The organism is Streptomyces sp. NPDC002513, assembly GCF_053595355.1.
Window position 1 is genome coordinate 112956 of sequence record NZ_JBSFXK010000006.1, and the last position, 24677, is coordinate 137632.

General features: G+C 70.3%; 31 protein-coding genes and 1 tRNA gene. 10 read left to right on the plus strand and 22 right to left on the minus strand.

The genetic code is table 11. The annotated features are described in order from the left end of the window. Nucleotides 1-41: 41 nt before the first annotated feature. From ACWD5Q_RS06665 to ACWD5Q_RS06750, 18 genes are all read right to left on the minus strand, one after another. A complete protein-coding gene (locus ACWD5Q_RS06665) occupies nt 42-479 on the minus strand; it encodes a hypothetical protein (protein ID WP_451425927.1) in 438 nt (145 codons plus the stop codon). Then, nucleotides 479-649: a hypothetical protein gene (locus ACWD5Q_RS06670; protein ID WP_451425928.1), complete on the minus strand. Its 171-nt coding sequence runs from the start codon at nt 647-649 to the stop codon at nt 479-481. The genes ACWD5Q_RS06665 and ACWD5Q_RS06670 overlap by 1 nt, the downstream gene beginning before the upstream one ends. Then, a complete protein-coding gene (locus ACWD5Q_RS06675; RefSeq protein ID WP_451425929.1) occupies nt 649-885 on the minus strand; it encodes a hypothetical protein in 237 nt (78 codons plus the stop codon). Before ACWD5Q_RS06675 ends, ACWD5Q_RS06670 begins: the two co-directional genes overlap by 1 nt. Continuing rightward, nucleotides 882-1280, minus strand: coding sequence for a WhiB family transcriptional regulator (locus ACWD5Q_RS06680; RefSeq protein WP_451425930.1), 399 nt, complete (start codon nt 1278-1280; stop codon nt 882-884). Before ACWD5Q_RS06680 ends, ACWD5Q_RS06675 begins: the two co-directional genes overlap by 4 nt. Continuing rightward, nucleotides 1280-1780 (minus strand): hypothetical protein, encoded by a 501-nt coding sequence (locus ACWD5Q_RS06685; protein ID WP_451425931.1) that lies wholly within the window; start codon nt 1778-1780, stop codon nt 1280-1282. The genes ACWD5Q_RS06680 and ACWD5Q_RS06685 overlap by 1 nt, the downstream gene beginning before the upstream one ends. Then, nucleotides 1777-1929, minus strand: coding sequence for a hypothetical protein (locus ACWD5Q_RS06690; protein ID WP_451425932.1), 153 nt, complete (start codon nt 1927-1929; stop codon nt 1777-1779). Before ACWD5Q_RS06690 ends, ACWD5Q_RS06685 begins: the two co-directional genes overlap by 4 nt. After that, nucleotides 1926-2291: a hypothetical protein gene (locus ACWD5Q_RS06695; RefSeq protein WP_451425933.1), complete on the minus strand. Its 366-nt coding sequence runs from the start codon at nt 2289-2291 to the stop codon at nt 1926-1928. Before ACWD5Q_RS06695 ends, ACWD5Q_RS06690 begins: the two co-directional genes overlap by 4 nt. After that, nucleotides 2288-2830, minus strand: coding sequence for a hypothetical protein (locus ACWD5Q_RS06700; RefSeq protein ID WP_451425934.1), 543 nt, complete (start codon nt 2828-2830; stop codon nt 2288-2290). The genes ACWD5Q_RS06695 and ACWD5Q_RS06700 overlap by 4 nt, the downstream gene beginning before the upstream one ends. Then, on the minus strand, nt 2830-3534 hold the full coding sequence (locus tag ACWD5Q_RS06705) for an exonuclease domain-containing protein (RefSeq protein WP_451425935.1): 705 nt from the start codon (nt 3532-3534) through the stop codon (nt 2830-2832). Before ACWD5Q_RS06705 ends, ACWD5Q_RS06700 begins: the two co-directional genes overlap by 1 nt. Continuing rightward, nucleotides 3531-4409, minus strand: coding sequence for a hypothetical protein (locus ACWD5Q_RS06710; RefSeq protein WP_451425936.1), 879 nt, complete (start codon nt 4407-4409; stop codon nt 3531-3533). Before ACWD5Q_RS06710 ends, ACWD5Q_RS06705 begins: the two co-directional genes overlap by 4 nt. Further along, a complete protein-coding gene (locus ACWD5Q_RS06715) occupies nt 4406-5281 on the minus strand; it encodes a PD-(D/E)XK nuclease-like domain-containing protein (protein WP_451425937.1) in 876 nt (291 codons plus the stop codon). The genes ACWD5Q_RS06710 and ACWD5Q_RS06715 overlap by 4 nt, the downstream gene beginning before the upstream one ends. Then, nucleotides 5281-5823 carry a hypothetical protein gene (locus ACWD5Q_RS06720; RefSeq protein ID WP_451425938.1) on the minus strand — a complete coding sequence of 181 codons (543 nt, stop codon included), beginning with the start codon at nt 5821-5823 and terminating at the stop codon, nt 5281-5283. Before ACWD5Q_RS06720 ends, ACWD5Q_RS06715 begins: the two co-directional genes overlap by 1 nt. Further along, the gene (locus ACWD5Q_RS06725) at nt 5820-6107 is read right to left on the minus strand and encodes a hypothetical protein (protein ID WP_451425939.1); all 288 of its coding nucleotides are present in this window, start codon (nt 6105-6107) and stop codon (nt 5820-5822) included. The genes ACWD5Q_RS06720 and ACWD5Q_RS06725 overlap by 4 nt, the downstream gene beginning before the upstream one ends. Next, nucleotides 6104-6508: a hypothetical protein gene (locus ACWD5Q_RS06730; RefSeq protein ID WP_451425940.1), complete on the minus strand. Its 405-nt coding sequence runs from the start codon at nt 6506-6508 to the stop codon at nt 6104-6106. The genes ACWD5Q_RS06725 and ACWD5Q_RS06730 overlap by 4 nt, the downstream gene beginning before the upstream one ends. Nucleotides 6509-6584: 76 nt before the next feature. Further along, nucleotides 6585-7610, minus strand: a complete 1026-nt coding sequence (locus ACWD5Q_RS06735) for a hypothetical protein (RefSeq protein ID WP_451425941.1) — start codon at nt 7608-7610, stop codon at nt 6585-6587. After that, a complete protein-coding gene (locus ACWD5Q_RS06740) occupies nt 7607-7963 on the minus strand; it encodes a hypothetical protein (protein WP_451425942.1) in 357 nt (118 codons plus the stop codon). Before ACWD5Q_RS06740 ends, ACWD5Q_RS06735 begins: the two co-directional genes overlap by 4 nt. 88 nt (nt 7964-8051) lie before the next feature. After that, on the minus strand, nt 8052-8231 hold the full coding sequence (locus tag ACWD5Q_RS06745; protein WP_451425943.1) for a hypothetical protein: 180 nt from the start codon (nt 8229-8231) through the stop codon (nt 8052-8054). Next, on the minus strand, nt 8228-8389 hold the full coding sequence (locus ACWD5Q_RS06750; RefSeq protein ID WP_451425944.1) for a hypothetical protein: 162 nt from the start codon (nt 8387-8389) through the stop codon (nt 8228-8230). The genes ACWD5Q_RS06745 and ACWD5Q_RS06750 overlap by 4 nt, the downstream gene beginning before the upstream one ends. Before the next feature lie 370 nt (nt 8390-8759). Here ACWD5Q_RS06750 and ACWD5Q_RS06755 point away from each other — a divergent pair, with 370 nt between their 5' ends. The 5 genes from ACWD5Q_RS06755 (at nt 8760) to ACWD5Q_RS06775 (ending at nt 14815) form a co-directional block, all read left to right on the plus strand. Continuing rightward, nucleotides 8760-9152 (plus strand): helix-turn-helix domain-containing protein, encoded by a 393-nt coding sequence (locus ACWD5Q_RS06755; RefSeq protein WP_451425945.1) that lies wholly within the window; start codon nt 8760-8762, stop codon nt 9150-9152. Nucleotides 9153-9163: 11 nt separating this feature from the next. Then, nucleotides 9164-9484, plus strand: coding sequence for a hypothetical protein (locus ACWD5Q_RS06760; RefSeq protein ID WP_451425946.1), 321 nt, complete (start codon nt 9164-9166; stop codon nt 9482-9484). Nucleotides 9485-9553: 69 nt separating this feature from the next. Further along, entirely contained in the window at nt 9554-11128 is a 1575-nt protein-coding gene (locus tag ACWD5Q_RS06765; protein ID WP_451425947.1) for a recombinase family protein, read from the plus strand. Between the two features lie 733 nt (nt 11129-11861). Then, nucleotides 11862-13244 (plus strand): NAD(P)/FAD-dependent oxidoreductase, encoded by a 1383-nt coding sequence (locus tag ACWD5Q_RS06770; RefSeq protein ID WP_451425948.1) that lies wholly within the window; start codon nt 11862-11864, stop codon nt 13242-13244. Nucleotides 13245-13519: 275 nt separating this feature from the next. Beyond that, a complete protein-coding gene (locus ACWD5Q_RS06775; RefSeq protein WP_451425949.1) occupies nt 13520-14815 on the plus strand; it encodes a class I SAM-dependent methyltransferase in 1296 nt (431 codons plus the stop codon). Nucleotides 14816-14912: 97 nt separating this feature from the next. Here the strand turns inward: ACWD5Q_RS06775 and ACWD5Q_RS06780 are convergent, their stop codons facing one another. Further along, nucleotides 14913-17441 carry an ABC transporter permease gene (locus tag ACWD5Q_RS06780; protein WP_451425950.1) on the minus strand — a complete coding sequence of 843 codons (2529 nt, stop codon included), beginning with the start codon at nt 17439-17441 and terminating at the stop codon, nt 14913-14915. 94 nt (nt 17442-17535) lie between these two features. Next, nucleotides 17536-18306: an ABC transporter ATP-binding protein gene (locus tag ACWD5Q_RS06785; RefSeq protein WP_451425951.1), complete on the minus strand. Its 771-nt coding sequence runs from the start codon at nt 18304-18306 to the stop codon at nt 17536-17538. A gap of 427 nt (nt 18307-18733) precedes the next feature. Here ACWD5Q_RS06785 and ACWD5Q_RS06790 point away from each other — a divergent pair. Together ACWD5Q_RS06790 and ACWD5Q_RS06795 are read left to right on the plus strand one after the other, a co-directional pair. Next, nucleotides 18734-18816 (plus strand) — tRNA-Leu (locus ACWD5Q_RS06790). Between the two features lie 299 nt (nt 18817-19115). Then, complete coding sequence (locus ACWD5Q_RS06795; protein ID WP_451425952.1) at nt 19116-19973, plus strand: NmrA family NAD(P)-binding protein; 858 nt, start codon at nt 19116-19118, stop codon at nt 19971-19973. A 402-nt stretch (nt 19974-20375) separates the two neighbouring features. Here the strand turns inward: ACWD5Q_RS06795 and ACWD5Q_RS06800 are convergent, their stop codons facing one another. Continuing rightward, a complete protein-coding gene (locus tag ACWD5Q_RS06800; RefSeq protein WP_451426003.1) occupies nt 20376-21008 on the minus strand; it encodes an RraA family protein in 633 nt (210 codons plus the stop codon). A 349-nt stretch (nt 21009-21357) separates the two neighbouring features. Here ACWD5Q_RS06800 and ACWD5Q_RS06805 point away from each other — a divergent pair, with 349 nt between their 5' ends. Beyond that, nucleotides 21358-22560, plus strand: coding sequence for a 4-hydroxybenzoate 3-monooxygenase (locus ACWD5Q_RS06805; RefSeq protein ID WP_451425953.1), 1203 nt, complete (start codon nt 21358-21360; stop codon nt 22558-22560). Nucleotides 22561-22838: 278 nt separating this feature from the next. Next, nucleotides 22839-23726, plus strand: a complete 888-nt coding sequence (locus ACWD5Q_RS06810) for a Bax inhibitor-1/YccA family protein (protein ID WP_451425954.1) — start codon at nt 22839-22841, stop codon at nt 23724-23726. Nucleotides 23727-23886: 160 nt separating this feature from the next. On the opposite strand, the gene ACWD5Q_RS06815 is transcribed toward ACWD5Q_RS06810, so the two are convergent. Beyond that, nucleotides 23887-24114, minus strand: a complete 228-nt coding sequence (locus tag ACWD5Q_RS06815; protein WP_451425955.1) for a DUF4287 domain-containing protein — start codon at nt 24112-24114, stop codon at nt 23887-23889. 101 nt (nt 24115-24215) lie between these two features. On the opposite strand from ACWD5Q_RS06815, the gene ACWD5Q_RS06820 reads away from it, so the two are divergent. Then, nucleotides 24216-24527 carry a hypothetical protein gene (locus tag ACWD5Q_RS06820; RefSeq protein WP_451425956.1) on the plus strand — a complete coding sequence of 104 codons (312 nt, stop codon included), beginning with the start codon at nt 24216-24218 and terminating at the stop codon, nt 24525-24527. Nucleotides 24528-24677: the final 150 nt, after the last annotated feature.

Below are 24677 nucleotides of genomic sequence, written 5' to 3' on the forward strand. Positions count from 1 at the left end.
TCCGCCCGGGACGCGCAGCGAGGCGCCCCGGGCGGCGCAGGTCAGCGGACGTACTCGGCGCGGCGGCGCTCCTCCTGGCGCCGCTTGTGCTCCTTCAGCTCGACCTCGGTCGGCTTGCTCGCGGTGACATCGAGGAGGGCGGCGTCCGGACGCTGCGGGCCCTCACCAACCTCGTCGAGAGTTCCGTCGATCTGCCGGCCCCTCCACATGGCGCGCTTGGCGTCGGCCAGGGCGGCGGCGTCCTCGTTGCTGCGGGCGACCTCGCACGCGGTGACGCGGAGCTTGACCTGCGGGTCCTTGTCCTCGCCTTCGGCGTGGCCGGTGTAGGACTTGGAGGTGAGCTCGACGATGGCGAAGACGACCGTGCCGGGCTTCTCGAAGAGGCCGCGCCGCATATCGCGGGGCATGCTGGCCTCGATCGAGGCGGCGGCGCTGTCGAGCTTGACCTCGGGGATGTCTGCGGGGCTGAGCTTGGGCATCAGGTGTCCTTCTTGATGAGGCAGGCGAAGAGGGCTTTGTCGAGCTGGTCGGCGAGCCGTTCGCGTCGTTGGGCGTCGGCTTCGGTGCGTGGGGGCTGGCCGCGGAGGGCCTCGATGAGGTCGGCGGCGGCCTGGTCGTGGAGGTCGATGGAGACCGTGGGCCGGGCCATCACAGTCCGTTCTGCTGGTAGGCGGAGGCCGTCTCGGCGGCCTGGATCGCGAGCGCCTCTTCGGCGCACGTCTTGTGTGCGGGCTTCATGCGGGAGTCCCGCAGGTGGGTGGAGAAGCCGCAGTAGCGGCACGGGAGTTCGCGTTCGGACCAGTGCGAGGAGTCACGCCAGTCGAGGAGCGTCCCGGGCACGTAGGAGGGCTCAGGCGGAGCTCGGCGGCTGCGGCGGGCAGTCACGGTCGGCTCCTCGTGCTGCCGGAGTTCCGGAGCCGCTGGCTCGCCGCCGCGTTCGCGTCCCGGCACGCCTGGTCGATCGGCTCGCCCTTCTTCACATGCCGCTGATACGCGGACCGGGAGCCGCACGCCGCTGGTTTCCGGCCCGTGGTCCTGGGGCCGTCGACCAGCTCGGCGCGTTCCTCCTTGGTGAGGCCCCCATAGACGCCGTACCGGGAACCGTCCTCGGCGCGCAGGGCCTCAGCGAGGCACTCCTCACGCACCGGGCAGGCGGCGCAGATCCGCTTGGCGGCTGTGATGCCAGTCTTGGAGTCGGTGAAGAACAGGTCCAGCTCCTGGCCGCGGCAGGCAGCCCGTTCGGCCCAACTGAGGGTGTTGGGCAGCGTGTCGGGGGCCATCACCGGCTCACCGCCCCGTAGCCGAGCGGGTCCTCGCCCGGTCCGAGTCCGCGGACGACGAGGACGATCTGACCACCCTTGACGACGCGGCCGAGGCGCATGTCCGGGCCGAGCAGCCGGGTGTGGTCGTCGTCCTCCAGCAGCCCGGCGTCTACGAGCCCGTCCACGGCCGCCTTGAAGCTCCCGTACCAATTCGCCGGGTCCCGGCGGCGGCCGTACGTCGACGGGTTGAGGACGCCGAGGACGTGGGCGCGCTGGAACAATGGTCCGGGCTTGGCGGCGGCGAGCGCGTCCATGAGCGACGGGCACTCGCTGACGGCCTCCATCGCGGCTGCGCGGATCTTCTTCGTCAGCCGGGCGCGGGCTTTCTCGTGTAGCCGCTGGTTCGCGTTGATCAGGTCGAGCCCGGCGGGCAGGGGGATGACGAACGGTGCGGGCCGGGGCCCGGCCGCCGTGATGGCGGCCGTAACCTCGGCGTCGAACAGGAGCGGGGCGGTCACTGCCCTTCCTTCCGGATGGTGTTGAGCGAGTGCGGGTGACGGTGCCGGCCGCCGGTGGGGGCCGGGCGGACGTACCAGCGGGTGAGGAACGTGGCGGCGATGAGCGCGGCCTGGAGGACGGCAGCGCCGACCGCGATGTGCTCGTTCACGACGCGCTCCGCAGGTCGACGAGGGCGCGGCCGATGGCGGCACAGCGGCCGGGGCAGTACCAGCGGGCGGGCTCCATCACGCTTGGCGCGTCGACGCGGACCATGGCCGCGTTGGGCTGCGGCTGATCGGTGGCCGTACCGCAACCAGCGACGGTGCACCGCTCGATCACGGGCGTGACGGTGGCCGGGCGGCTCGTGCCGACGAGCCAGCTGTTCCACGCCTGGCGGGCGCGCTGCGTTGCCTCACTTGCCTGGTGCTCCTTGTCCACTCGACGGGCGTCGGCGCACAGGTCGCATGCCGGGATGCTGCGGCGCTTGTGCTGCCGCCAGCCGCGCATGGTGCCGTGTTCGATGCCGTTCACGCCCCACCTCCGCAGGTGAAGGCATGGTTTGCGGCCGTGAGCTCGGCGAGCCGCTCCTCGAGGGCCCGCGCGTGGGCGCGCGCCTGGAGCAGCTCGGCCGGCGGCGTCGCGGCCGGTCGTCCGGTGCCCCCCTCGATCGGGCGGCGCGCGTCCCGCTCCTCCTGCAGCTCGGTGCGCAACAGGGTGAGCGCGCTGCGGGCTTGGTCGATCTGCCGGGCGAGTTTCAGGCTTTCCGCGCGCTCGGCCCACAGGGCGGTCATCCACCGTGCGGTGCCGCTGGCGAGGCGCTGCACGCGCCGTTCCAGCTGCGCCACATAGGCGGCGTCGGCCTGGTCGTCGTTGCGGTGCAACAGGCTTTGGAGCCGCTGTACGCGGCCGGTGAGGCGCTTCACGGCGGCATCGGCCTCGGCGAACTGGCGGGCCGTCGTGGTCGCGGACTCGCGGAACGCGTCCCGCTCGTCACGTGTGTCGTCCAACTCCTCAACGGTGCGCCCGTACCGGTCGGCCAGGTCGTCGTACTTGCTGCGGCGGACGAACATCACTCGCCCCCGTCCCGCTGCCGAGGGACGAGCGGCCACGCGGCAGGCACCTGCACATCCGGGTTCACCTTGCGGAGGTGCGCCTGCAGCGAGGCTGCCTGCTCTGCCGCCCACTCGACCTGCGCGGTGTGCAACTCGTTGAGGGACATGGCGGCGAGCCGTTCGTACCGGGAGCCTTGCCGCCACGCGACGCGACAGGCTGCGATCGCGTCCGCGTCCGCGGTGTGCGCATCCCCGATCGGCACCTCGTAGTGGGTGCACAGGTCGACGAGCTTGCGGGAGCCGCGCCGGTACTTGTCGACCTGCTTGTCGATGACGTACGGATCGACGACTGGGAAGCCGGTCGGCAGCGGCGGCAGCCCGTACCGGGCAGCCTCGCGGTCCAGCATGGTCAGGTCGAAGCGGGCGTTCATCGCCACGATCGGAATGCCGTGGGTGATGGCCTGCCCGAGCGCGGCGAGCACGTCAGCGACGACCTCCGCGGCGGGCTTACCGTCCGCGCGGGCCCGCTCCGTCGCGATCCCGTGCATGGCCGCGGCCTGCTCGGGGATCTCGATCCCGGGGTCGGCGAGCCACGTTGCGGAGGCGGTCGGCTGTCCACCGCCGCACTGGACGACGCAGGCGGTCACGATACGGTCCCGCTCGAGGTCGATGCCTGTGGTCTCCAGGTCGAAGCCAGCCATGCGGCCGAGATGCCAGCTCATGCACTGGCCCCCGATCCGGGCTGCCGCGCGGTCGGCCAGCCCGCCGCGTCGCTCTCACTAGCCGGAGGCTGCGCGGCCTGCTGGGCGATCTCGTCGACCGTCACCCGCGGCAGCGGGAACTCCTCATCCGCCGTGACCTCGCCCCGCTGGATCGACTGGTACACCACCAGCAGCTGCGCAACGTCGTGCTCCGTCCACTTCCCCGACGGCCGGTCGAACTTGGTCTCGATCCGGTCAGCGGTCACGCCGATGCCCTCGAACGCGCGGACGGCATCAGCGATCCGCTGCGGCAGCGGCTTGCCCCCGCCGTCCTGGAGGGTCTTGGCGCACAGCTCCTTGGCCTCTTCGACGAACCAGGGCGGCAGGATCGCGAAGATCGCCTCACGGACCCGGCGGGCGCCGTTGTTCGCGTTGTTCTCGTAGATGTCCCGCATGTCTGTGAGGGCCTTGGGACCGCCCTTCTGGTCGCGCTTGTGCGGGACGATGAACGTCGAGCTGTTGCGGGAGTTCTTCTCGACGTCCCAGGCGAAGGCCTGCATCTCCGACTGCCCGAACTCGTCGTCCCTGCGCATCTCCACGAGCCCGTACTGCACGTTGCCCCAGCAGCGCGCCAGCTCCCGGGCCAGGTGCACGGACGGGCCGGTGATGGTGCCGCCGCCGCGCGAGTATCGGAAGAACGCCTTCTCCGCGAGGTACGGCTGGCGGCACGACTGCCGCATCTCGGCGATGGCCGCGTTGATGTCGCGAGGACACTGCTGTGCGACGACGATCGCGGCCTGGACCTCGGCGACGGCGCGGGACTGCTCCACCGCGGTGCCCTGCCCGATCCGGGCCGGAGCCGCGGCCGGGGTCATGCGCTCGACGGGGTGGTTCACAGGTACTCCTCGGTATCGCGGATGGCGGCCCAGGTGGGCAGAGAGAGATAGGCGATCTCGTCGCTGTAGCCGGGCCAGTGGCCGGCGCCGGTGCATTCGGCGTAGATCTCCAGGGCCCGGCGGTTGCGGGCGGCGCCGATGCGGCGGGCCTCGGCGTCCATCTCGACGACGGTCACGACGTACGGCGGCGTCTTCTCCTGGCAGACGAACACGAATGCTGCGCTGTCGTCGGCGAGGCCGAGGGCCCGGGCGCCGGCGCGGTACCAGTCGTCTTGCTGGTGGTAGCCGAACTCCTCCACGGCGCGGGCGAGCGCGGCGGGCTCGGCGCTGCGGCAGGTCTTGTAGTCGGGGATGATCAGCCGCCCGGCGCGGGCGTCGGGCAGCCAGTCGAAGCGGGCTCGGCGCATTACACCGGTCTGGCGGTCGCGCCAGAACAGGGACTGCTCGGGCTTCCCGCGGGCCGGGTCGAACAGGGCCGCGGCGACGGGGTGTCGGCGCAGGGCGTCGGCCATCGCGTGGACCTGCTCGTACTCGGCGTGCTTCAGCGGGATGCCACCCTCATCGCGGATCGCGGCGACTTCGGCCTTGACGGCGTTCGTCGTCCACTTGTCGGCGTCGACGAGGACGAGATCCGGACCTTCGCCGAGGACGAGCTTGTGCGCGGCGGTGCCGATCTCGAACGTCTTCTTCGGTTCGTTCGGGTTGTCCTGTGCGTACCGGAATAGGGCGGGGCAGGACGGGGGGAGCAGCATGCGGGCGCCGCTGGAAGACAGACTGTCGCGTTGGGCGTGGTACTCGTCGTTGGTGAGGTTGTAGATGCCCGGCTCGGTGATCTGTTCAGCGGCCTGATGCTGCTGTACGGCGGTCGCCATCAGTCGTCGCCTCCGGGCTTGTGGCAGGTGTAGAAACGGCGCGGGGTACCGTCGCCGTGCCGGTCCAGGTGGCCGTCCCGGTGCAGGTCGGCGAGGAAGCGGCGGCAGGACATCCGGAGGACGTGGGTGCCGGTGGCATGGTGCCAGTAGCGCTTCAGGCGTCCGACGGTCCACTCGCCGCCGTCCCTGCGGATCAGTTCCAGCAGGGGCTGCCTGATGCGCCCCCGGGCCGGGTGGGCGGGGTGGGGATCGCTTCCGAGCTGGTAGGCGCGTCCCGTCTTCGTGTCGCGGGGTACGAGGTAGGCGCGTCGGGCGAGGTCCCTCAGGTCGCGGCGGGCGGTGCTCCGGGCGGTGGTGTACCACGGCGACGTTGCGTAGATCTGCAGGGCCAGGCTGGTGGTGAGGAGGGGAGCGTTGGTGTGGCGTGCGACGGCGAGGAGGTAGTGGCGGCGGGCCTCGGCGCCCGCGAGTTCGCCGCCTGGTGTCGGCCGGGGGCCGGCGGCCGAGGCGGTGGTGCCCCCGGCCTGCGCGATGGTCGTCATTCGGTACCGTCCTGGATCTCGCTGACGTGCACCAGGTGGCCGAACGGGCCAACCTTGCCGTAGACAACCTCGTTGTCCGTGGGCAGCCCGGCCATGGCCGAGCGCCACGCGTAGACGAGGGAAGCGGGGTGGCCCTCCATGAACATCCAGGACTGGCCGAAGAGGCGGTCGTTCCAGTCCTCCACGCGGAACGCGTGGGCGCCGGGGCCTTCGCCGTCGAGGTCGGCGCGGACGGTGACGGTCTGCCCGGCGAGCGGGTGCGGGGTGGTGTGTTGCGCGCTCACGGGCGCACGTCCTTCCTGGTCTTGAGCGTGAAGTACTGGCGGCCCGGCTCCTCGTGTCGCACGAGGTGGCCCCATGCGGCGAGGTCGCGGAGGTCGCCGTGGGCGACCGTGCGGATCTGCGGCCACCGGGCGCCGGGCGGCCCGAGGCGGGCGTCCCGGTAGAACTCGGCGGCGCGTGTGGTGGTCCAGCGCCCGCGGTGGGTGCGGATGGCGTCGAGGAGCTCGGCGACGCGGCCAGTAGGCCCGGGAGTGGCATCGGCCCCAGCGGGGCTGCTCTTCTCCCGTTCGGCATCGCGCTCAGCGTCGTACTGAGCGAGCAGCTCGCGAGCGATGGCCTTCGGCTCGGCGCTCTCCGCGTAGTAGACGATCAGCGCGTGCTCGATCACGATTCGGGCGCTCATCGCTCGCACCCCCGAACCACGGCCCAGCAGCCGACCGCGTACACGGCGAGCGCGGCGGAGACGATCAGGACGGCGATCATCGGGCACCGCCCATCTCGGGCAGGTCGCGCGAGACGCGGTACTCCCGGTGCAGCGGCGAGTCGTGCGGGTCCTCCAACGCAGTGCGCTGCCCGGCGAGCAAGCTCCGCAGCTTCTGCACCTGCGGCGTCACGTCCTCGGCCACGCGGACGGCCTGCGTCGGCGTGATCCCGCCGTGGACGCGGACGATGTGGCCATGGAGCTCCTCGTCGGCCGACCCGTCATCCACGTGCCAGACGGACGTGCGCCAGCCGCACCCGCACGTGCGGGAGACCTCGGCGCTGGGCACGTTGACGGGGCGTGCACCCCCGAAGGGGTTCAGCTCCGAGAAGTGGCCCGAGCAGTCGTCGGCCTCGCACGAGTAGGGGTCCGCTCCGGGCTCGTCGCATCGGCACACGGCGGTGGGCTCGTCCTCGCGGAGGGCCTGCGTCGGCGCGAACCGGCGCGTGATCCCACCCACGGCCGCCTCCGCCGCACGCTGCGCCACGGTCACATCCGCGAGCGCCTCGTTCGTCGTATGACGCTCCGCCTCCAACTCGGCAATGCGGTCAAGTGCCCGGGTCAGCGCCTCCTGCATCGCCGGCAGACCAGCCTCCAACGCGGCGACACGCTCACGCAGTCGCTTGATCTCCGCCTGGTCGTCCTCCCGGTGCGTGCCGAGGACCGCCTCCAGCTCCGCGCGCCGCTGCTCAGCCCGGATGAGGCGCTGCCGGTCGACGCGTGCGGACTCCAACTGCCGCTTCAACTCAGCCGTGTCGAACGCGTACTTCCGCTCGACCTCATCGACCCGGGCCTGCCAGGTCTTCAGCTCCGGGCCTACCGGCATCGGCAGCGCGTCCGCCATCGACGCGAGCCCGAGCTCCGCCAACTCCCGCAGCGTCGCCATCACGTACTCGGGGCAGCACCTCGGCGCCCCATTGACCACGTACAAGCCGCGCTTGTCCTTCGTCACCGCACGCCGCACCCAGCACGTACCGTCCTGCGTGCGCACCACCAGCGGGTCACGCGACGTTGGGGCGCTCACGCCGCCACCTCGGCAACCTCAGCCAGGCGCGGGGCCACGTCCGGGACCCCGTGGCCGGTCAACTGCACCACGACCTGGAACCAGCAGGTCTCCTGCTCCAGCCGCAGCCAGGACGAGTTGCCATTCGTGACCAGCTCGACGTTCTCGGCGTCGAACTCCAGCGCCTCACGCCACATCTCGAAGTGCGCTGGGCTGTCCAGCTGCAGCCCCAGGACCGTTCTGGACGGGTGCGCCTGCACGACGGCGTACGGGGCGGGCAGCTCGGGGAAGTGGATCGAGTACCAGCGGATGAGGTCGAGCGCGAAGCGCATCTGTCCGACGTCGGGGGTGCGGGAGGTAACCTCGGTGGCCATCGGTGGCCTCTCTTTCTGTGTTTGGTTGGGGCGCCGGTCGGGGGTCGCCGGGCCGGGAAGTCGGGCGGCCCTTCGGCGCATCAGGGGGTCAGGCGGCGGGCACCATCTGGTGGCTGCGCTGCCGCATTAGCAGCCGCTCATAGGCGGCGGCCCGCTCCGTGCTCAGCCGCCCTGCCGCGTAGTCGTCGGCGATGTCGGCGAGTACCTGGTCCAGCACGGCGCGCGCGCCGGCGTAGGCCTGGGCGCGAGTTACGGTCGGCGCGCTCATACCGGCACTTCCGTCCGCGCCTCGGTCGGCTTGAGTAGGGCGGCCATGGGCACGCTGTAGACGAGTTCGACGCGGACCGCGGTCTGGACGCTGGGCGCTCCGTGACCGTGCCACAGACGCCAGGCGGTCATCTTGCCGATGCCGAGCCGGTCTGCCATCTGCCAGCTGTTCGGTTGGCCGGCGGCTTCGGCGGCCCGCTGTAGTGCTGTGCGGTCGTACCTCACGGGGACATACCTCTCTCACTCAGCAGGTAGATACCTGCTGTGGTAGATAGACCGTACCAGGCATCTACCGGGAGAGGTAGTTAAGAAGTAGATGGAGATCGCGTGAGGGAGTCTCTTTGTTAGTGAGGTCGTGTGTTCGATTTTTTGCCTCAACTCCCCTTATGCGGCAACGGTTGCAGTGTCGAACATTGGGGGGATATTGTGCGGAGGCTAGCCCACTTGCATATGCCATTTACCCTGATTGGGGTCTGCATGTCGCGATAGCTACTTCATCCGACCTATCACGCGCGATAGCCTCTCGGGCATGTCTACGCACCAGACGGATGCCCAACGATTCGGCGCATGGCTGGCCGAGCAACTGGAGGCCAGAGGCTACGACCTCGGCCCCAGAGGCGGAGGCCGCTCACGATTCGCACACGACGCCGGAGTCAGCCCCCAGGCCCTCGGCCGGTGGCTCCGCGGTATCGAGCGCCCCACCACCAGCGCGATCGAGCAGGTTGCCCGGCGCCTCGGCGTCCCGATCGCACCCATCCTCGCCATCTGCGGCTACATCGACCCAGATGAACTACCGGCCCGGGGGGACCGGACCATCACCCAACGCGAGGCCCTCGAAGCTCTAGGCGTCACCGACCCAACCCACCAACAGGCCGTACTCACCATGATCAGCGCCCTCACAGGGGGGGCGAACACCAGCTAGGAGCGCACGACATGAGACGCCGTACCGACCTCCGCCCGCGCACCCGCTACACGCTCTTCGGGCTCGCGGTACTCACCCTGGTCTCGGGCCTCATCATCCAGATCACCGCCCGTACCACCGGCACCATCACCACGGCGTCCGACATCGGCCTCGCCCTCAGCACCCTGGGCACCCTCAGCCTCGCCGCCACGTTCCCGGCCGCCGCCCGCGCCTACTACCACTGGGCCCACGACCGGGGAGTGACCTCGCACTCCAGGCAGCTGCGTCTCGACGCCGTCCTCGCCCGCAGCGACACCGCGGACGTGGTGAGCCTGAACCAGCGCGCCAAGTAGCGCGCACCGCAAGCATCGAGGCCCCGGCGCTGCACCGCGACCGGGGCCTACCTGTACCCGGAGTCCGCCATGACCACACCAGAGCCGTTCATCGGATACGTCCGCGTCAGCACATGGCGCGAGGAGAAGATCAGCCCGGAAATCCAACGGACCGCGATCACCAGCTGGGCGCAGCAGACCGGCCACCGCATCGTCGACTGGGTGGAGGACCTGGACGTGTCCGGCCGGCACTTCAGGCGCAAGATCATGGGAGCGATTCAGCGTGTCGAGCGCCGTGAGGCCAAGGGGATCGCCGTCTGGAAATACTCGCGGTTCGGCCGCGACGACTACGGGATCCAGATCAACCTCCGTCGCCTCGAAGAGGCGGGCGGCACGCTGGAGTCGGCGACGGAGCGGATCGACGCGACCACCGCCGTCGGCCGTCTCTCCCGACATGTCCAGTTTGGCATCGCCGAGTTCGAGTCACGGCGCATCGGCGAGCAATGGCAGGAGACCCACAAGCACCGGCTCTCACAGGGCGTCCCCGCAGCCGGGCGTCCCCGCTTCGGCTACATCTGGCACCCACGCCGCATCCCCGACCCCACCTCGCCCACCGGCTACGGCACCCAACCGGAGCTGTACGAGCCGCACCCCGAGCTGGCGCCGCTTGTCGCATCCCTCTACGCCCAGTACGTCGGCGGCACCGGCATGGTCGCGCTCGCCCAGCAGCTCAACGCCGCCGGTCACCAGACCACGCGCGGCGGCCCGTGGGCCTACGACAGCCTCCTCCGCTACATGGACAGCGGATTCCCGGCTGGCATGCTGCGCGTCCGTGACGCTTGCGACTGCCCTAAGGCCGATGGGCGCGGCTACAAGAGCTGCGGGCATTGGCGGTACATCGACGGCGCGCATCTGCCGATCATCGGGTACGGCCTCGACACCGATCCCACGGAGATCTGGGAGGCGTACCGCGAGCGGCGCTCCCTGGTCCGCCGCCAGCCGCCCCGTGCGCGCCGGGCCACCTACGAACTCACCGGACTGGTGCGCTGCTGCTACTGCCGCTCCGCGATGAGCCCGAAGCGCCGCGCAGACGGCCGTGACGTGGACTGGGGATGCTCACGCAAATCCGACGGCCTGCTGTGCCCCGGTACCACCGCTCCGGGCAGATGGCTGCTGGCCGAGGTGGTGCTGCCCTTCATCCGGGACGTGGCGGCGGGCGTGGACGCGGCCCCGGCCACCATCCCCGCCGCGCGACCTGCCGGCCCCGACCCGGCTGTGCAGCGCGCCCGGCTCACCGCCGATGTCGCGCGCCTCTCCGACGCGCTGGGCAGGCTCACCACCGACTACGCCCTCAACCCCGACCGGTACCCGGCCGACGCCTACGACCAGGCCGTGAAGAAGCTCGAGGCCGACCGCAAGAAGGTACTGACCGAACTGGCGCAGTATGAAGAGGAGAAGCCGAAGAAGACGCTGGCCGACTTCCAGCCGCTGGCGGCCGACCTGCTTGCCCAGTGGGAGGAGCCGCACCTCCTGACCATCGTGCAAAAGAACCTACTGCTGCGACAGCTGATGCGGTACGTGTGGGTGCTGCCCCGGCCGTCCCGCTACCAGGCTGCGGCTCGTGTGATCCCCGTGTGGAAGGACGAACCGGCGCTCGTGCAGTAGGGGCCGCTCGGCCCTCGGCGGGAGTGGCAGTTTGTAGGACATGCCCGACGGGATCGCGTGGTCGTTGGTACCCGACCCGCGTTGAGAGGCGGAAAGGGGCCCCTGCGCCGGTGACGGCGCGGGCCGGGCCGGGGCGCTACAGGTTGCGGTGGACGTCCCGCCGGTCGCCCGCCTTGGGGATTCGCGTTCGTGGGACAGGGGCGACGGCATCGCGTGACCCATCGCCCGGGGAGCCGCCCGCGGGCGGCTCCCCGGGCGCTTCGGCCCGGGGTTCTGACGGACTGTCGGGAGGGGTTCGGCGGTGGCTCCTCCTCCTTATCGGTAGCCTCTCCTGAGCAGGCCCTATAACGTATGAGCATCCCTGAGGGGGGCTGGGAGGCCCGCCAGGGATGCGTCGCCGACGAAGTTCGTGAACTTCTTCACAAGGAAATCGCCCGTGCCGGGCCGCGCCATGGGTCCATGGGGCCGTTCAGGGGGCTCAACGGCCCTTCCGGGGGACTCGCAGGAGCGTTTCCGGGGCCTGGCGCGTGCGCCCGGTCGGGGTCGGGTAAGAGGGGGGTGAAGGCCCGGAGGGGCAGCTCACGAGGCCTTGACAACGATCCGCCCGCCCTCGCGGTTCCCGGGCGGCGTCATGATCTCCATCACGCGGGCGGCGTAGTGTAGCAGATGACCTGCCCAAGCTTGTGAAGGGGCGCACGAGCGACCCCCCAGGGGCGGGTGGATACTCGATGGCATGAGCACCACGGAGCGTCCCAGGATCCTCGTAGTAGGCGGTGGGTACGTAGGCCTGTACGCAGCTCGACGCATCCTGAAGAAGATGCGCTACGGCGAGGCGACCGTCACGGTCGTCGACCCGCGCTCGTACATGACCTACCAGCCCTTCCTCCCCGAAGCCGCCGCCGGCAGCATCTCCCCCCGGCACGTCGTCGTCCCGCTGCGACGCGTCCTGCCGAAGGCGGAGGTCCTCACCGGTCGGGTCACCACCATCGACCAGGACCGCAAGGTCGCCACCATCGCCCCGCTGGTCGGTGAGGCGTATGAGCTGCCCTTCGACTACCTGGTCGTCGCGCTCGGCGCGGTCTCCCGCACCTTCCCGATCCCCGGCCTCGCCGAGCAGGGCATCGGTATGAAGGGCATCGAGGAGGCCATCGGCCTGCGCAACCACGTTCTCGAGCAGCTCGACAAGGCCGATTCCACGACCGACGAGGAGATCCGCCGCAAGGCGCTCACCTTCGTCTTCGTCGGCGGAGGCTTCGCCGGTGCGGAGACCATCGGCGAGGTCGAGGACATGGCCCGGGACGCGGCCAAGTACTACAAGAACGTGTCCCGTGAGGACATGCGCTTCATCCTCGTCGACGCCGCCGACAAGATCCTCCCCGAGGTCGGTCCCAAGCTCGGCCACTACGGCAAGCAGCACCTCGAGGGCCGCGGCGTCGAGGTCTACCTGTCCACCTCCATGGAGTCCTGCGTCGACGGCCACGTGGTGCTCAAGAACGGCCTCGAGGTCGACTCCAACACGATCGTGTGGACGGCAGGCGTCAAGCCGAACCCGGCGCTCGCCCGCTTCGGCCTCCCGCTCGGTCCGCGCGGTCACGTGGACACCGCCGCCACGCTCCAGGTCCAGGGCACCGACTACATCTGGGCCGCGGGTGACAACGCCCAGGTGCCCGACCTCGTCAGCCGCAGGGCCGGTATCGAGAACGCCTGGTGCCCGCCGAACGCGCAGCACGCGCTGCGTCAGGCCAAGGTCCTCGGCGACAACGTGGTCTCCGGCATGCGGGGCTTCCCGCAGAAGGAGTACAGCCACGCCAACAAGGGCGCGGTCGCGGGTCTCGGCCTGCACAAGGGCGTCGCGATGATCGTCATGGGCAAGACGAAGATCAAGCTCAAGGGCCGTCTCGCCTGGTACATGCACCGCGGCTACCACGGTATGGCGATGCCGACCTGGAACCGCAAGATCCGGGTCTTCGCGGACTGGACGCTCGGCATGTTCCTCAAGCGCGAGGTCGTCTCGCTCGGCGCGATCGAGACTCCGCGTGAGGAGTTCTACGAGGCCGCCAAGCCCGCGCCGGTCGCCGCCGTGGCCAAGACCGAGGAGAAGGCCAAGGCCTCCTGACCTGAGGGTCACCGGTCCAGCCGAAGGGCCTCCCGCCATCCGTGGTGCGGGAGGCCCTTCGGCGTTCGGCGCGCCTTGGGCGCCTGACCTCGCAAGGGCGGCGCCCACCGGCCCCTGCACACGGGCATTTTGCCGAGCCGTAATACACGCGGGGGACTGCGGCACGGCCTCACAGGTGTTTACGTGGTGTTGGACATCCCGGAACCCTTCCCCGGCCCGCCGTCCGGTTCGTCGTACGGTTCGGGCAGGGGATACGCCCATCGGAGGTGTGCGCCATGGCCGACGCCGCGCTGCGGCTGAGGAGCCTCGTCGAACAGTTGCTGGGGGCATCGCTCCCGGTGCGCATCCGCGCCTGGGACGGATCGGAAGCCGGCCCGCCGGACGCTCCCGCTCTCGTCGTACGCAATCGCCGTGCCCTGCGCCGCCTGTTGTGGAAGCCGGGGGAACTGGGACTCGCCCGTGCCTGGGTCGCCGGGGACCTCACGATCGACGGCGATCTGTACACCGCCCTCGACCTGATGGCCGGCTTCATCTGGGAGCGCGGTGACGACGCCCGCACCCTCGTCCAGGCGGTCCGCGACCCGGATGTGCGCGCCGCCGTCCGCGGGCTCGCCCGGCTGGCCGGCCCCGTCCCGCCGCCCCCACCGCCCCGGGAGGAGATCCGCAGAGTCCGCGGCCACCTCCACACCCGGCACAGCGACAAACGCGCCATCAGCCACCACTACGACGTCGGGAACGACTTCTACGAGATCGTCCTGGGCCCGTCCATGGTCTACTCCTGCGCCTACTGGGACGCGCCGGACGCCACCCTGGAGGACGCCCAGCGCGACAAGCTCGAACTCGTCAGCCGCAAACTCGGCCTGAAGCCCGGTCAGCGCCTGCTCGACGTCGGCTGCGGCTGGGGCTCCATGGCGATCCACGCGGCCCGCGAGCACGGGGTGAGCGTCGTCGGCGTCACCCTCTCCCAGGAACAGGCCACCTACGCCCGCAAGCGGGTCGCCGAGGAGGGCCTCGCCGACCGCGTCGAGATCCGGGTGCAGGACTACCGGGACGTCGTCGACGGCCCCTACGACGCGATCTCCTCCATCGGCATGGCCGAACATGTCGGCGCCGAACGGTACCTGGAGTACGCCCGCGATCTGTACGACCTGCTCAAGCCCGGCGGGCGGCTGCTCAACCACCAGATCGCCCGGCGCCCCCAGCGGGACGAATCCTCGTACACCGTCGACGCGTTCATCGACGCCTACGTCTTCCCCGACGGCGAACTCGCCCCCATCGGCAGCACCGTGAGCCAGTTGGAGCGCGCCGGATTCGAGGTCCGCGACGTGGAGTCGCTCCGCGAGCACTACGCCCTCACCCTGCGCGGCTGGGTCGCCAACCTGGAGGCCCAGTGGGGGCGTGCGCAGGCCCTCGCCGGCCCCGGCCGCGCCCGGGTGTGGCGCCTGTACATGGCCGCCTCCGCCCTCGCCTTCGAACGCAACCGCATCGGCGTCAACCAGGTCCTCGCCGTGCGGGCGCCGGATTCGGGCGCGTCCGGGCTGCCGCTGCGCACCCGCACCTGGCACACCTGACCCCCGTGCCGACGACACCGTAGGAGCGGTGTCCGAGGACGGCGAAGGGGCCCCCGTTCCGCAGCGGAACGGGGGCCCCTTCGTGTGACGGGTTCCGTTACTGCGACTTGATCGCCGCGAGCATGTTCAGACGGGCCGCCCGCCGGGCCGGCCACAGGGCGGCCAGGACGCCGACCACCGCCGCCAGGACGAGGAAGACGGCCATCCGGCCCCAGGGCAGGACCAGCTCGTACGTCGACATCGTGGTGCCGAGCAGCTCCCCGGCCGCCCAGCCGAAGAACACGCCCAGACCGATGCCGAGCACTCCGCCGAACAGCGAGATGACCAGGGACTCCAGCCGGACCATCCGCTTGATGCCCCTGCGGTCCAGGCCGATCGCCCGCAGCATCCCGATCTCCTGCGAGCGCTCGAAGACCGACATGGCCAGGGTGTTGATGACCCCGAGGACGGCGACGATCACCGCCATGGCCAGCAGGCCGTAGAGCATGTTCAGCATCAGCGTGAAGATCTGTGCGATGCCGTTGGAGATGTCCTTCTTGTCCTGCACCAGGATGGCCGGGTTGTCGCCGAGCGCCTTCTGCAGCGCGCTCTTGGCCGACGCGGTGGCGCCGCCCGACATCTTCACCATGACCTGCATGTCGGCCGGGTCGCTCTGGTGCGGGGAGAGCGTCGTGTTGTCCAGCATGATGCCGCGCATCATCTCGGTGGCCTGGTAGACACCGGCGACCGTCAGCTGCTGCTTGCGGCCGTCCTCGTAGGAGACCGTGAACCGCGATCCCGCCGTCCAGTGGTGGGACTTGGCGGTTTTGTCGTCCACGACGACCTGGCTGCCGCCGACCCGGAACGTGCCGTCGTCGACCGTCAGGGCCGTCAGCTTGCCGATCGTGGCGCCGTTGACACCGGTCAGGAACTCGGTCCGGCCGTCGATGCGGGCGGGCGCGTTGCGCAGCGGGCTGGTCGCGGTGACCCCGGCGGTCGTCCGCAGCGTCTTGTCGACCTCGGGCGACAGGTCGTTGCGGTTCGCCATGGACACCACGTAGTCCGCCTTGATGGCGGAGGACGCCATCTTGTCGATCGCGGTCTGCAGGCTGCCCGCCATCACCGTCAGACCGGTGATCAGGGTCAGGCCGATCATCAGGGCCGAGGCGGTGGCCGCGGTGCGGCGCGGGTTGCGCACCGAGTTCTGCCGGGCCAGCTTCCCGGCGATCCCGAAGACACGCAGCAGCGGGGCGGCGGCCGCGATCAGCGGGCGGGACAGCAGCGGGGTGAGCACGAAGACGCCGAGGACGAGGAGGGCCGCGCCGAGACCCATCGGGGCCTGGCCGTCCGTGGCGTTCAGCGTGGTGGCGTACAGCACGGTGGCGATACCGGCCCCGGCGAACAGGGCGCCGATCGTGTTCCGTACGACCAGGGACTTGGTGGTGGCCTGCGCGTGGACGCTGCTCATCGCGGCGACCGGTGGGATCTTCGCGGCGCGCCGGCCCGGCAGCCAGGCGGCCAGCATCGTGATCAGGATGCCGACGGCGAGGGCGGCGGCGACCGTGCCCGGGGTGATGACGAGGGGCCCGTCCGGAACCGTCCCGCCCAGAGAGCCCATCAGCCCGCGCAGCCCGGCGCCGATGCCGATGCCGGCCACCAGACCGGTGACGGCCGCGACCGCGCCCACCACGAACGCCTCGATGAGGACGGACCGGGTGACCTGACGGCGGGAGGCGCCGACCGCGCGGAGCAGTGCCAGCTCCTTGGTGCGCTGCGCGACCAGCATGGTGAAGGTGTTGGCGATGATGAACGTGCCGACGAACAGGGCGATGCCCGCGAACACCAGCAGGGCGGTGCGCATGCTGCTCGTCGCGTCGGCGATCTGCCTGGCCTGGTCGTCGGCGAGTTGCTTTCCGGTGATGGTGGAGGCGGTGTTCTTCGGCAGGATCTCGTCGAGGGCGTTGCGCAGTGCGGTCTGGCTGGTGCCCGGGGCCGCCTTCACGTCGATCTCGTCGTAGGAGCCGTCCTTGTGGAACAGCCGCTGGGCGGTGGCCGTGTCGAAGAGGACGAGGCTGCCGCCGGCCGCCACGTTGCCGTCGTCGGTGGTGAAGATGCCGGTGATCTTCGGGGTCAGCACGGGGCCGTCGATCGACAGCCGTACGGTGTCGCCCACCGTGTATCCGGCGCGCTCGGCGGTCTTGGAGTCGATGAGGATCTGGTCCTCGCCCTGCGGGGCGTGCCCGCTGACGACCGGGTACCGGGGGTCGTCGGTCTTCCAGTAGTTCGCGCCCTGGGACCGGAAGCCGTCGCCGAGGAGCTTGCCGTGCTTGTCGGCGATGGCGGTGAAGCCGCTGACGACGCCGATGGCCGACTTGGCGCCCTGGACCCCGGCGGCCTTGTCGAGGAGGGCCTGGGTGAGCCGGGGCTCCTTGCCGATGGTGTCGCCGGTGTTCTGGCGGCCCTCGGGCCGGATGGCCACGTCGACCTGGTCGAAGCCCTTGGCGGAACTCTTCTGGTAGGCCTGCGAGATGGTGTTGGTGAAGACCAGGGTGCCCGACACGAAAGCGACGCCGAGCATCACGGCGAGGACGGTCATGAGCAGCCTGGCCTTGTGCGCGAGCACAGTGCGCAGGGCGGTACGGAACATTTCTCTTCCTGGGCTGGGAGCGGGATGCGGGACGGGGCCGTTCAGGCCGGCGGGGCTGTGGAGGCCGTGGCTCCGGGGGCGGGGCGCACGGCCCTCAGCTCGTGCGGCCCTTGGCGTCGAACCGCTTCATGCGGTCCAGCACCGCGTCGGCGCTCGGCTCGTACAGTTCGTCCACGATCCGGCCGTCCGCCAGGAAGATCACCCGGTCCGCGTAGGCAGCCGCCACCGGGTCGTGCGTGACCATCACCACCGTCTGCCCCAGCTCGCGCACGGAGTTGCGCAGGAAGCCCAGCACCTCCGCGCCCGAGCGCGAGTCCAGGTTTCCGGTGGGCTCGTCGCCGAAGATGATGTCCGGCTTGGACGCGAGCGCCCGCGCCACCGCGACCCGCTGCTGCTGACCGCCGGACAGCTGTGCGGGCCGGTGGCTCAGCCGCCCCGAGAGCCCGACCATCTGGATCACGGTGTCCAGCCACGCCTTGTCCGGCTTGCGGCCCGCGATGTCCATCGGGAGGGTGATGTTCTCCAGCGCGGTCAGGGTCGGCAGCAGGTTGAACGCCTGGAAGATGAAGCCGATCTTGTCCCGGCGCAGCTTGGTGAGCTGCTTGTCCTTCAGCGAGCCCAGTTCGACGTCGCCGATGCGGACGGAACCGGACGAGAAGGAGTCGAGGCCGGCGACGCAGTGCATGAGCGTCGACTTGCCGGAGCCGGAGGGCCCCATGATGGCCGTGAACTGGGCCTGCCGGAAGTCGACGGTCACCCGGTCCAGGGCCACCACCTGGGTTTCGCCCTGTCCGTAGACCTTCGACAGATCCGTGGCACGGGCGGCCACGGTGGTGGTCCGGTCGGCGAGGGGGGTGCTGGTCACGGCGGGTGCTCCTGTCGGGACGACGACGGTCAAGGGGACGACTTCCATCGTGGCGGCCCGTCGGTCCTGTGGAGTCAGCCGCTGTTCCCGTTCCGTGGGCAGCCTCGAGTCGGACCGTGCCCGCCGGTGTCATACCTGGGGATGACGGGCGTCCCTGAGAGCACCCCCGGGTCCGCCCGGAGCCGAAAGCGGTTGGCCGGCCGTTACGTGCCTGGTCGCGGCGCCCTCCTCAGGGCGGTGAAATTCCGTCATTTCGCATGCACAGCTCACGGTTGCCCGAAAGGCTATTGGCAAGTGCCGATGGGCGGTACCGAGTGCTGATGCACCCTCAGACATCAATAAAATAAGACAACATCGCATCGTGCGACCGGTGTTCGAGGGATGCCTCCCGCTAGGCTCGGAACGCTCGGTGCGGAGCCCATGGCCTGCCCGGATGGTGGAATGCAGACACGGCGAGCTTAAACCTCGCTGCCCCTCGCGGGCGTACCGGTTCAAGTCCGGTTCCGGGCACCTTCACCGACACCCTGCCGACTGACAAACGGCAGGTTCGGGGCCCTCGGTTTCGTCTTCGCGGGAACACCGCGGGAACACCGGGGGCCGGCCCTGTTTCCCCGGAGTGCCCGCGACCGTGGAAGAGGAGTCGGTGACGGTGCGTACCGCTTTTTCCGGGTGTGCGTCGTGGGCGCCCGCGCAAATCTCCGCATCACGCCGCCGGGAACGGCCGGCTGCCATCGGTCGCCCGGCAAGCGGCGCGGGCGCGGGTGTCCTTGCGGACAGAAGTTGACCTGAAGGCTCCCTACGGTCGTGTCATGACCCAGACGCAGAAGATTCTTGTCACCGGCGCCACCGGAACCGTCGGCCGCCAGGTCGTCGCCGAACTGCTCGCCCGCGGCCATGCGGTCCGCGCTCTCACCCGGAACGCGGCGAAGGCCGACTTCCCGGCCGGCGTCGAGGTCGTCCAGGGTGATCTGGCCGAACCCGACAGCCTGATCCCGGCCTTGGAGGGCGTCACCGGCCTCCATCTGATCACCTTCGGCGGGGCCTACTTCGCCTCGCTGGAGACCGGCCCGCGGATCCTGGAACTGGCCCGCGCGGCCGGCGTACGCCGGGTCACCGTGCTGCACGGCGGCGGGCCGTCCCTGCTGGAGGACGCCGTGCGTGCCGATGCCGATGTGGACTGGACCGTGCTCATGCCGGTCGAGATCATGGCCAACTGCCTGGCATGGGCGGACGGGATCGTGGCCTCGGGCGAAGTACGCGAGCCGTTTGTCTCCCGGTTGAGTGCCATGGTTCACGAGGGCGACATCGGCGCCGTCGCCGCGGTCGCGCTCACCGAGGAGGGCCACGGGGGCCAGGAGTACGTGATCACCGGCCCCGAGCTGCTGACCGTCGGCGACAAGGTGGCGACGATCGCTGCCGCCCTCGGCCGGGAGATCGCCCTGGTCGAGCTCAGCGAGGAGCAGGCCGTCGCGCAATGGCGAGCGGCGGGCTACCCGGAGAACGTCATCGGCTTCCTGGTCGAGGCGTACGGGAACACTCCGGAGGTGGGCCGTACGGTCGTCGACACCGTCGAGAAGGTCACCGGCCACCCGGCCCGCACCTTCGCGCAGTGGGCCGCGGAGCACGCGGACGCCTTCACGGCAACAGTCCCTGCGGTCACGGCGTAGCCTCCGCTTCGTACGTGGGCCGGACGTGGACGGAACCGCATCACAGGTGACGACCACGTCCGCGTCCGGCCCGCCGAAGCCGGCTCGAACGCGTCGGGGATCTTCCGCTCCGCGTGGTCGAGGCCGGTCAGCAGCACGCCGTCGGCTGTGCCACAGGCGCGGAGACGACGAGCCCGGGGCTCCGGCGGTCAGGAGTCGAGGTCAGGCGTCTCCGGGGGCGTGAGCGGTCACGCCGTATCCCCGTTCCGGTCTGTCCCGGCCACGCGCAGGTCGCGGAGCATGAGGGCGAAGTCCGGGGAGTCCGGGATGGGCTGACGGTTGCCGATCTTCCGGTACCCCCATGTCGCGTAGAGAGCGAACTTCCGAGAGTTGTCGAGGAGAGGGCGATGCCGGTGAGATCCGTCAGCCGGTGAACCCCTCTTCGCTCAGGGCCTTTTCGATGCGGGCTCGGTGCTGCGTCTCCCAGGAGTCGAGGGATTCCTTGTCCTCCTTCGCGAGCTTCGCGCGGGCGGCGGCCAGAATCTCCTCGTGCCGGTCGGCGGGAGTGACCACGACGCCCTCCTCGTCGGCCACCACCACGTCCCCGGGGTGAATGAACACGCCGCCGCAGCGTACGGGCTCACCGAGCGCCCCGATGGCCTTCTTGGCGCCCGGGATCGGGATGACTCCTCGTGCGAAGACGGGGAAACCCGCTTCCCGTACTTCGCTCAGGTCCCGGATGAGGCCGTCGAGCACGAACGCCGCGATGCCTCGCCGCTGGGCGACGGCGCACACGTTGCCGCCGGCCAGCGCGTAGTCCACATCGCCCGACTCGACGACGATCACCGAACCGGGTGCGGCGCGATAGATCGCCGCGTGCAGCATCAAGTTGTCGCCGGGCGGGCACCGCACGGTGAAGGCGGGGCCCGCGACACGGGGTATCGGCTGCCACAGCGGGCGGATGCCCATGTCCATGACCTGCGCACGCCCCAGCAGTTCGGCGAGCGTGGTCGGGGGGATGTCGTCGAACACGGTGCCGTCGTTGTTCTCGCTCATCTCGCTCATCTCGTTCCTCACGTTCTGGGAGCTGCCGCTCGGGTCCATGGGATCGGGCGGGTTTGGCCGCTCGGCGGGAACCCGCTTCCTTCTTTGGGCTGTTGAAGTATGGGGTCCAGGTTCTGCCGCCGTCGTGTGTCGAGATCACCGTGCCCTCGTCCCGGCGATCCACACGGCGCGTACGCTCGCCGGGCGCTCCGGCCGGCGGCCCCGCGCTCCGGTGGGAACCGCTGCGGTGACCGTTGACAGTCGGTGCCGAGGGGCGGACACTCGCCTCCAATTGGTGAAGTAAATTTCACTTTACGAACTAGCGCCGTCAGGGATCGTGCGAGCGCGAAGGGGCGTCGGGATGCGTACCACCGTCGGCATCATCGGAGCGGGACCCGCCGGGCTGCTGCTGGCGCGGCTGCTGCACAACGCGGGCATCGACTCGGTCGTGCTGGAGAGCCGCGACCGGTCCTATGTCGAACGGCGGCAGCGGGCGGGGATCCTGGAGCAGGGAACCGCCGACGTGCTGCGGGCCGCGGGGGCGGGCGAGCGCATGGACCGTGAGGGGCTGCGCCACGACGGGATCGAGCTGCGCTTCGCGCGCCGCCGCCACCGTGTCGACTTTCCCGCGCTCACCGGCGGCAGCTCGGTGATGGTGTACGCGCAGACGGAGGTCTGCAAGGACCTCATCGCGCTCCAGCTCAAGGAGGGCGGGCCCCTGCTGTTCGGGGCGGAGGCGCTCGCCGTCGAGGGCGCGACCACGGACCGGCCCCTGATCCGCTTCCGGCACGAAGGGCGCGGGGACGTCCTGGAGTGCGACTACGTCGTCGGCTGCGACGGCTTCTGGGGGGTGTCCCGCGAGGCGTTCCCGGCCGGAGTCTCCCGAACGTTCGAACGTACGTACCCGTTCGGCTGGCTCGGCATCCTCGCCGACGTCCCGCCCTCGCACGACGAACTGGTCTACGCCCGGCACGAGCGCGGGTTCGCGCTGCTCAGCATGCGCTCCCCGGCCGTCTCCCGCCTCTATCTCCAGGTGCCGGCCGGCACGGACGCCGGGCAGTGGCCCGACGAGGTGATCTGGGACGAGCTGGAGCGGCGCCTTGAGACCGCCGACGGCTGGACCCTGGCCCGCGGCCCCATCACCGCCAAGTCCGTCACCCCCATGCGCAGCCATGTCCACGAGCCCCTGCGGCACGGCCGGCTCTTCCTCGCCGGGGACGCCGCCCACATCGTGCCGCCGACCGGGGCCAAGGGGCTCAATCTCGCCGTCGGCGACGTCGTCACCTTCGCCCGGGCGCTGACGCACCGCAGGCAGACCGGCTCGGACGAGCGGCTCGACGCCTACTCCGAGACCTGTCTGCGCCGGGTCTGGCAGGCCGAGCGGTTCTCCTACGAGATGACGACGCTGCTGCACCGGGCCCCGGACGCCACGCCGTTCGACGACCGTATCCAGCTGGCCCGCCTGGACCGGCTCGCCACCTCGCGCGCCGCCGAGGCCGAGCTCGCCGACGGTTACACGGGCTTTGGTGGGAGTGACCCGTCGCACGGGCCTTTGGCGCAGTGACCCGCTGGGGTGAGCCCTCGGAGGCCCGTCGGGGTGAATTCGCCGGCGGCCGGTATCGCCCCTCCGGGTGACGGAGGATCCGCGGTTGATCTGCGGCCGGTCTCGACTGTGTTCCGACTCGGCCATGGACGGGGCGGTTCCGTGCGGGGAGTCACGCATGTGCGTAGCGTGTTGCGCGAACAGGTGAGAGAAAGATCCTCCCCAAGCACTAGGGTCAGTCTTTTGCCTACCTATTACTCTTGAGCCAAGGCCACGCAGGGTGGCCATGGAGGAGTGAAATGAGGAGCAGCAACCCGGTCTTCTCGCGACGGGGGTTCAGCCGCGACAACGGCTACGCGGGCTTCAACACCGCGCCGCAGGCCGGGGGAGCCGCTGTCGGCACGCAGGGCAACCCGTACGCGCAGACCCCCTACGCGGGCGGCAACCCCTACGCGCAGAACCCCTACGCCCAGCAGACGCAGTACGGCGCCCCGCCGCAGGCCCCGGCCACCACCGGCCGGATGACGATGGACGACGTCGTCGCACGCTCGGCGATCACGCTCGGTACGGTCGCCGTCGGCGCGATCCTCGCCTGGACGCTGCTGCCGGTCTCGTCCACCAGTTACGGTCTCGCGATCGGTTCCGCCCTGATCGCGTTCGTGCTGGCGATGGTCCAGTCCTTCAAGCGCACCCCCTCGCCCGCGCTGATCCTGGGGTACGCCGCCTTCGAGGGCGTCTTCCTCGGTGTCATCAGCGAGATCTACAACGCGCGGTGGTCCGGCGCGCCCTTCCAGGCGGTGCTCGGCACCATGGCGGTGTCCGGCGCGACGCTGCTCGTCTACAAGGCGGGCTGGATCCGGGTCACCGCCCGGTACGCCCGCATCGGCATGGCCATCGCCATCGCGTTCGTCCTGGTGATGGCGGTCAATCTGCTGCTGGTCGTCTTCGGTGTCGCCCCGGACGGCGGGCTGCGCAGCATGGGCCCGCTGGGCGCGCTCGTGGGCATCATCGCGATCCTGCTCGGGGCCTTCTTCCTCACCCTCGACTTCAAGCAGATCGAGGACGGCATCGCGTACGGCGCGCCGCGCGAGGAGTCCTGGCTGGCCGCGTTCGGCCTGACCATGACCCTGGTGTGGATCTACGTCGAGATGCTGCGGCTGGTCGCCATCTTCAGCAATAACGACTAGCTGCTTCCGATTCAGCGGCCGGTGCCGGTCAGTCTCCAGCGGTCCCGGCCGGTCGTGCCCGGGGCGCCGGCTTCCGAGCGTCCCGGGTATATGCCGAAGGGCCCCCGAACCACGGTTCGTGGGCCCTTCGGCATGTGGTGTCAGGTTCGGTCGTGCGCGCTCAGGCGAGGTTGCGCGCGGCCCTCCTCAGGTCGTACTCGTGAATGATCGCCTTGGCGTGGCCGTAGGCGAGGTTGTGTTCGTGCCGGAGCCAGGTGACCTTCTCCTCGAAGCAGAGAGCGGGACCTTCGGCGACGGTGCGAAGCCAGTCGGAGATTTCGCGACCGGTGCAGTGAGGGATACGGGCGAGCAGATTGCGATGGGTCTCCTCGGAGAAGACTTGGGACATCGGCGCCTCCGGACGCGTTCGATGAAGCCGGTCCTTCAGGTCACCGTGCCTGAGTGTTCGCCTGTTGGCAACAGTCGTGCCGCGACGCGTAGTCTCGCCGCGTGCTTGATACGACGCCTTTGACCCAGGCCGTGGACCACTTCGCCGACCGCTTGCGGGCCGCTCCGCAGAGTCGGCTGCAACGGAGTGCCGCAGCCGAAGCGCTCGGCCTGGCAAGGGAGTTGGCGCGCCGCGCGCAGCTCCTGGAGGACCCCTCGGCCGAGCCTCGCGAGATGCCGGACGCGGGTATGTTCGCGGTCGCCGACCAGATCACGGTCGCCGCACACGATCTCGCGGTCGTCCTGAGCGACGAGGAGGAACTCGCCGGGGCCGTGACGCTCGTACAGGAGGCGCAGCGACGTGCGGGGGTCTGACGGCACGGACACCCCCGGCTCGGCGAGGCCCCCTGGGATGCGGGACGGGTGGCCGCCTCGTGCCACCCCGCTCTGTCACGGGGGCGCGAGGGTGCGGGCCCGGGTCACCGGGGGTGCGATGCCGTGATTCCGGGTTACGGGGATGCGGTG

Bases quoted from the DNA above. Each gene is read 5' to 3' on its own strand.
- ACWD5Q_RS06665 (WP_451425927.1), bottom strand. From the start codon at position 479: ATGCCCAAGCTCAGCCCCGCAGACATCCCCGAGGTCAAGCTCGACAGC.
- ACWD5Q_RS06670 (WP_451425928.1), bottom strand. From the start codon at position 649: ATGGCCCGGCCCACGGTCTCCATCGACCTCCACGACCAGGCCGCCGCC.
- ACWD5Q_RS06680 (WP_451425930.1), bottom strand. From the start codon at position 1,280: ATGGCCCCCGACACGCTGCCCAACACCCTCAGTTGGGCCGAACGGGCT.
- ACWD5Q_RS06700 (WP_451425934.1), bottom strand. From the start codon at position 2,830: ATGTTCGTCCGCCGCAGCAAGTACGACGACCTGGCCGACCGGTACGGG.
- ACWD5Q_RS06705 (WP_451425935.1), bottom strand. From the start codon at position 3,534: ATGAGCTGGCATCTCGGCCGCATGGCTGGCTTCGACCTGGAGACCACA.
- ACWD5Q_RS06715 (WP_451425937.1), bottom strand. From the start codon at position 5,281: ATGGCGACCGCCGTACAGCAGCATCAGGCCGCTGAACAGATCACCGAG.
- ACWD5Q_RS06720 (WP_451425938.1), bottom strand. From the start codon at position 5,823: ATGACGACCATCGCGCAGGCCGGGGGCACCACCGCCTCGGCCGCCGGC.
- ACWD5Q_RS06730 (WP_451425940.1), bottom strand. From the start codon at position 6,508: ATGAGCGCCCGAATCGTGATCGAGCACGCGCTGATCGTCTACTACGCG.
- ACWD5Q_RS06740 (WP_451425942.1), bottom strand. From the start codon at position 7,963: ATGGCCACCGAGGTTACCTCCCGCACCCCCGACGTCGGACAGATGCGC.
- ACWD5Q_RS06745 (WP_451425943.1), bottom strand. From the start codon at position 8,231: ATGAGCGCGCCGACCGTAACTCGCGCCCAGGCCTACGCCGGCGCGCGC.
- ACWD5Q_RS06750 (WP_451425944.1), bottom strand. From the start codon at position 8,389: ATGGCAGACCGGCTCGGCATCGGCAAGATGACCGCCTGGCGTCTGTGG.
- ACWD5Q_RS06755 (WP_451425945.1), top strand. From the start codon at position 8,760: ATGTCTACGCACCAGACGGATGCCCAACGATTCGGCGCATGGCTGGCC.
- ACWD5Q_RS06760 (WP_451425946.1), top strand. From the start codon at position 9,164: ATGAGACGCCGTACCGACCTCCGCCCGCGCACCCGCTACACGCTCTTC.
- ACWD5Q_RS06765 (WP_451425947.1), top strand. From the start codon at position 9,554: ATGACCACACCAGAGCCGTTCATCGGATACGTCCGCGTCAGCACATGG.
- ACWD5Q_RS06770 (WP_451425948.1), top strand. From the start codon at position 11,862: ATGAGCACCACGGAGCGTCCCAGGATCCTCGTAGTAGGCGGTGGGTAC.
- ACWD5Q_RS06775 (WP_451425949.1), top strand. From the start codon at position 13,520: ATGGCCGACGCCGCGCTGCGGCTGAGGAGCCTCGTCGAACAGTTGCTG.
- ACWD5Q_RS06780 (WP_451425950.1), bottom strand. From the start codon at position 17,441: ATGTTCCGTACCGCCCTGCGCACTGTGCTCGCGCACAAGGCCAGGCTG.
- ACWD5Q_RS06795 (WP_451425952.1), top strand. From the start codon at position 19,116: ATGACCCAGACGCAGAAGATTCTTGTCACCGGCGCCACCGGAACCGTC.
- ACWD5Q_RS06800 (WP_451426003.1), bottom strand. From the start codon at position 21,008: ATGAGCGAGAACAACGACGGCACCGTGTTCGACGACATCCCCCCGACC.
- ACWD5Q_RS06805 (WP_451425953.1), top strand. From the start codon at position 21,358: ATGCGTACCACCGTCGGCATCATCGGAGCGGGACCCGCCGGGCTGCTG.
- ACWD5Q_RS06810 (WP_451425954.1), top strand. From the start codon at position 22,839: ATGAGGAGCAGCAACCCGGTCTTCTCGCGACGGGGGTTCAGCCGCGAC.
- ACWD5Q_RS06815 (WP_451425955.1), bottom strand. From the start codon at position 24,114: ATGTCCCAAGTCTTCTCCGAGGAGACCCATCGCAATCTGCTCGCCCGT.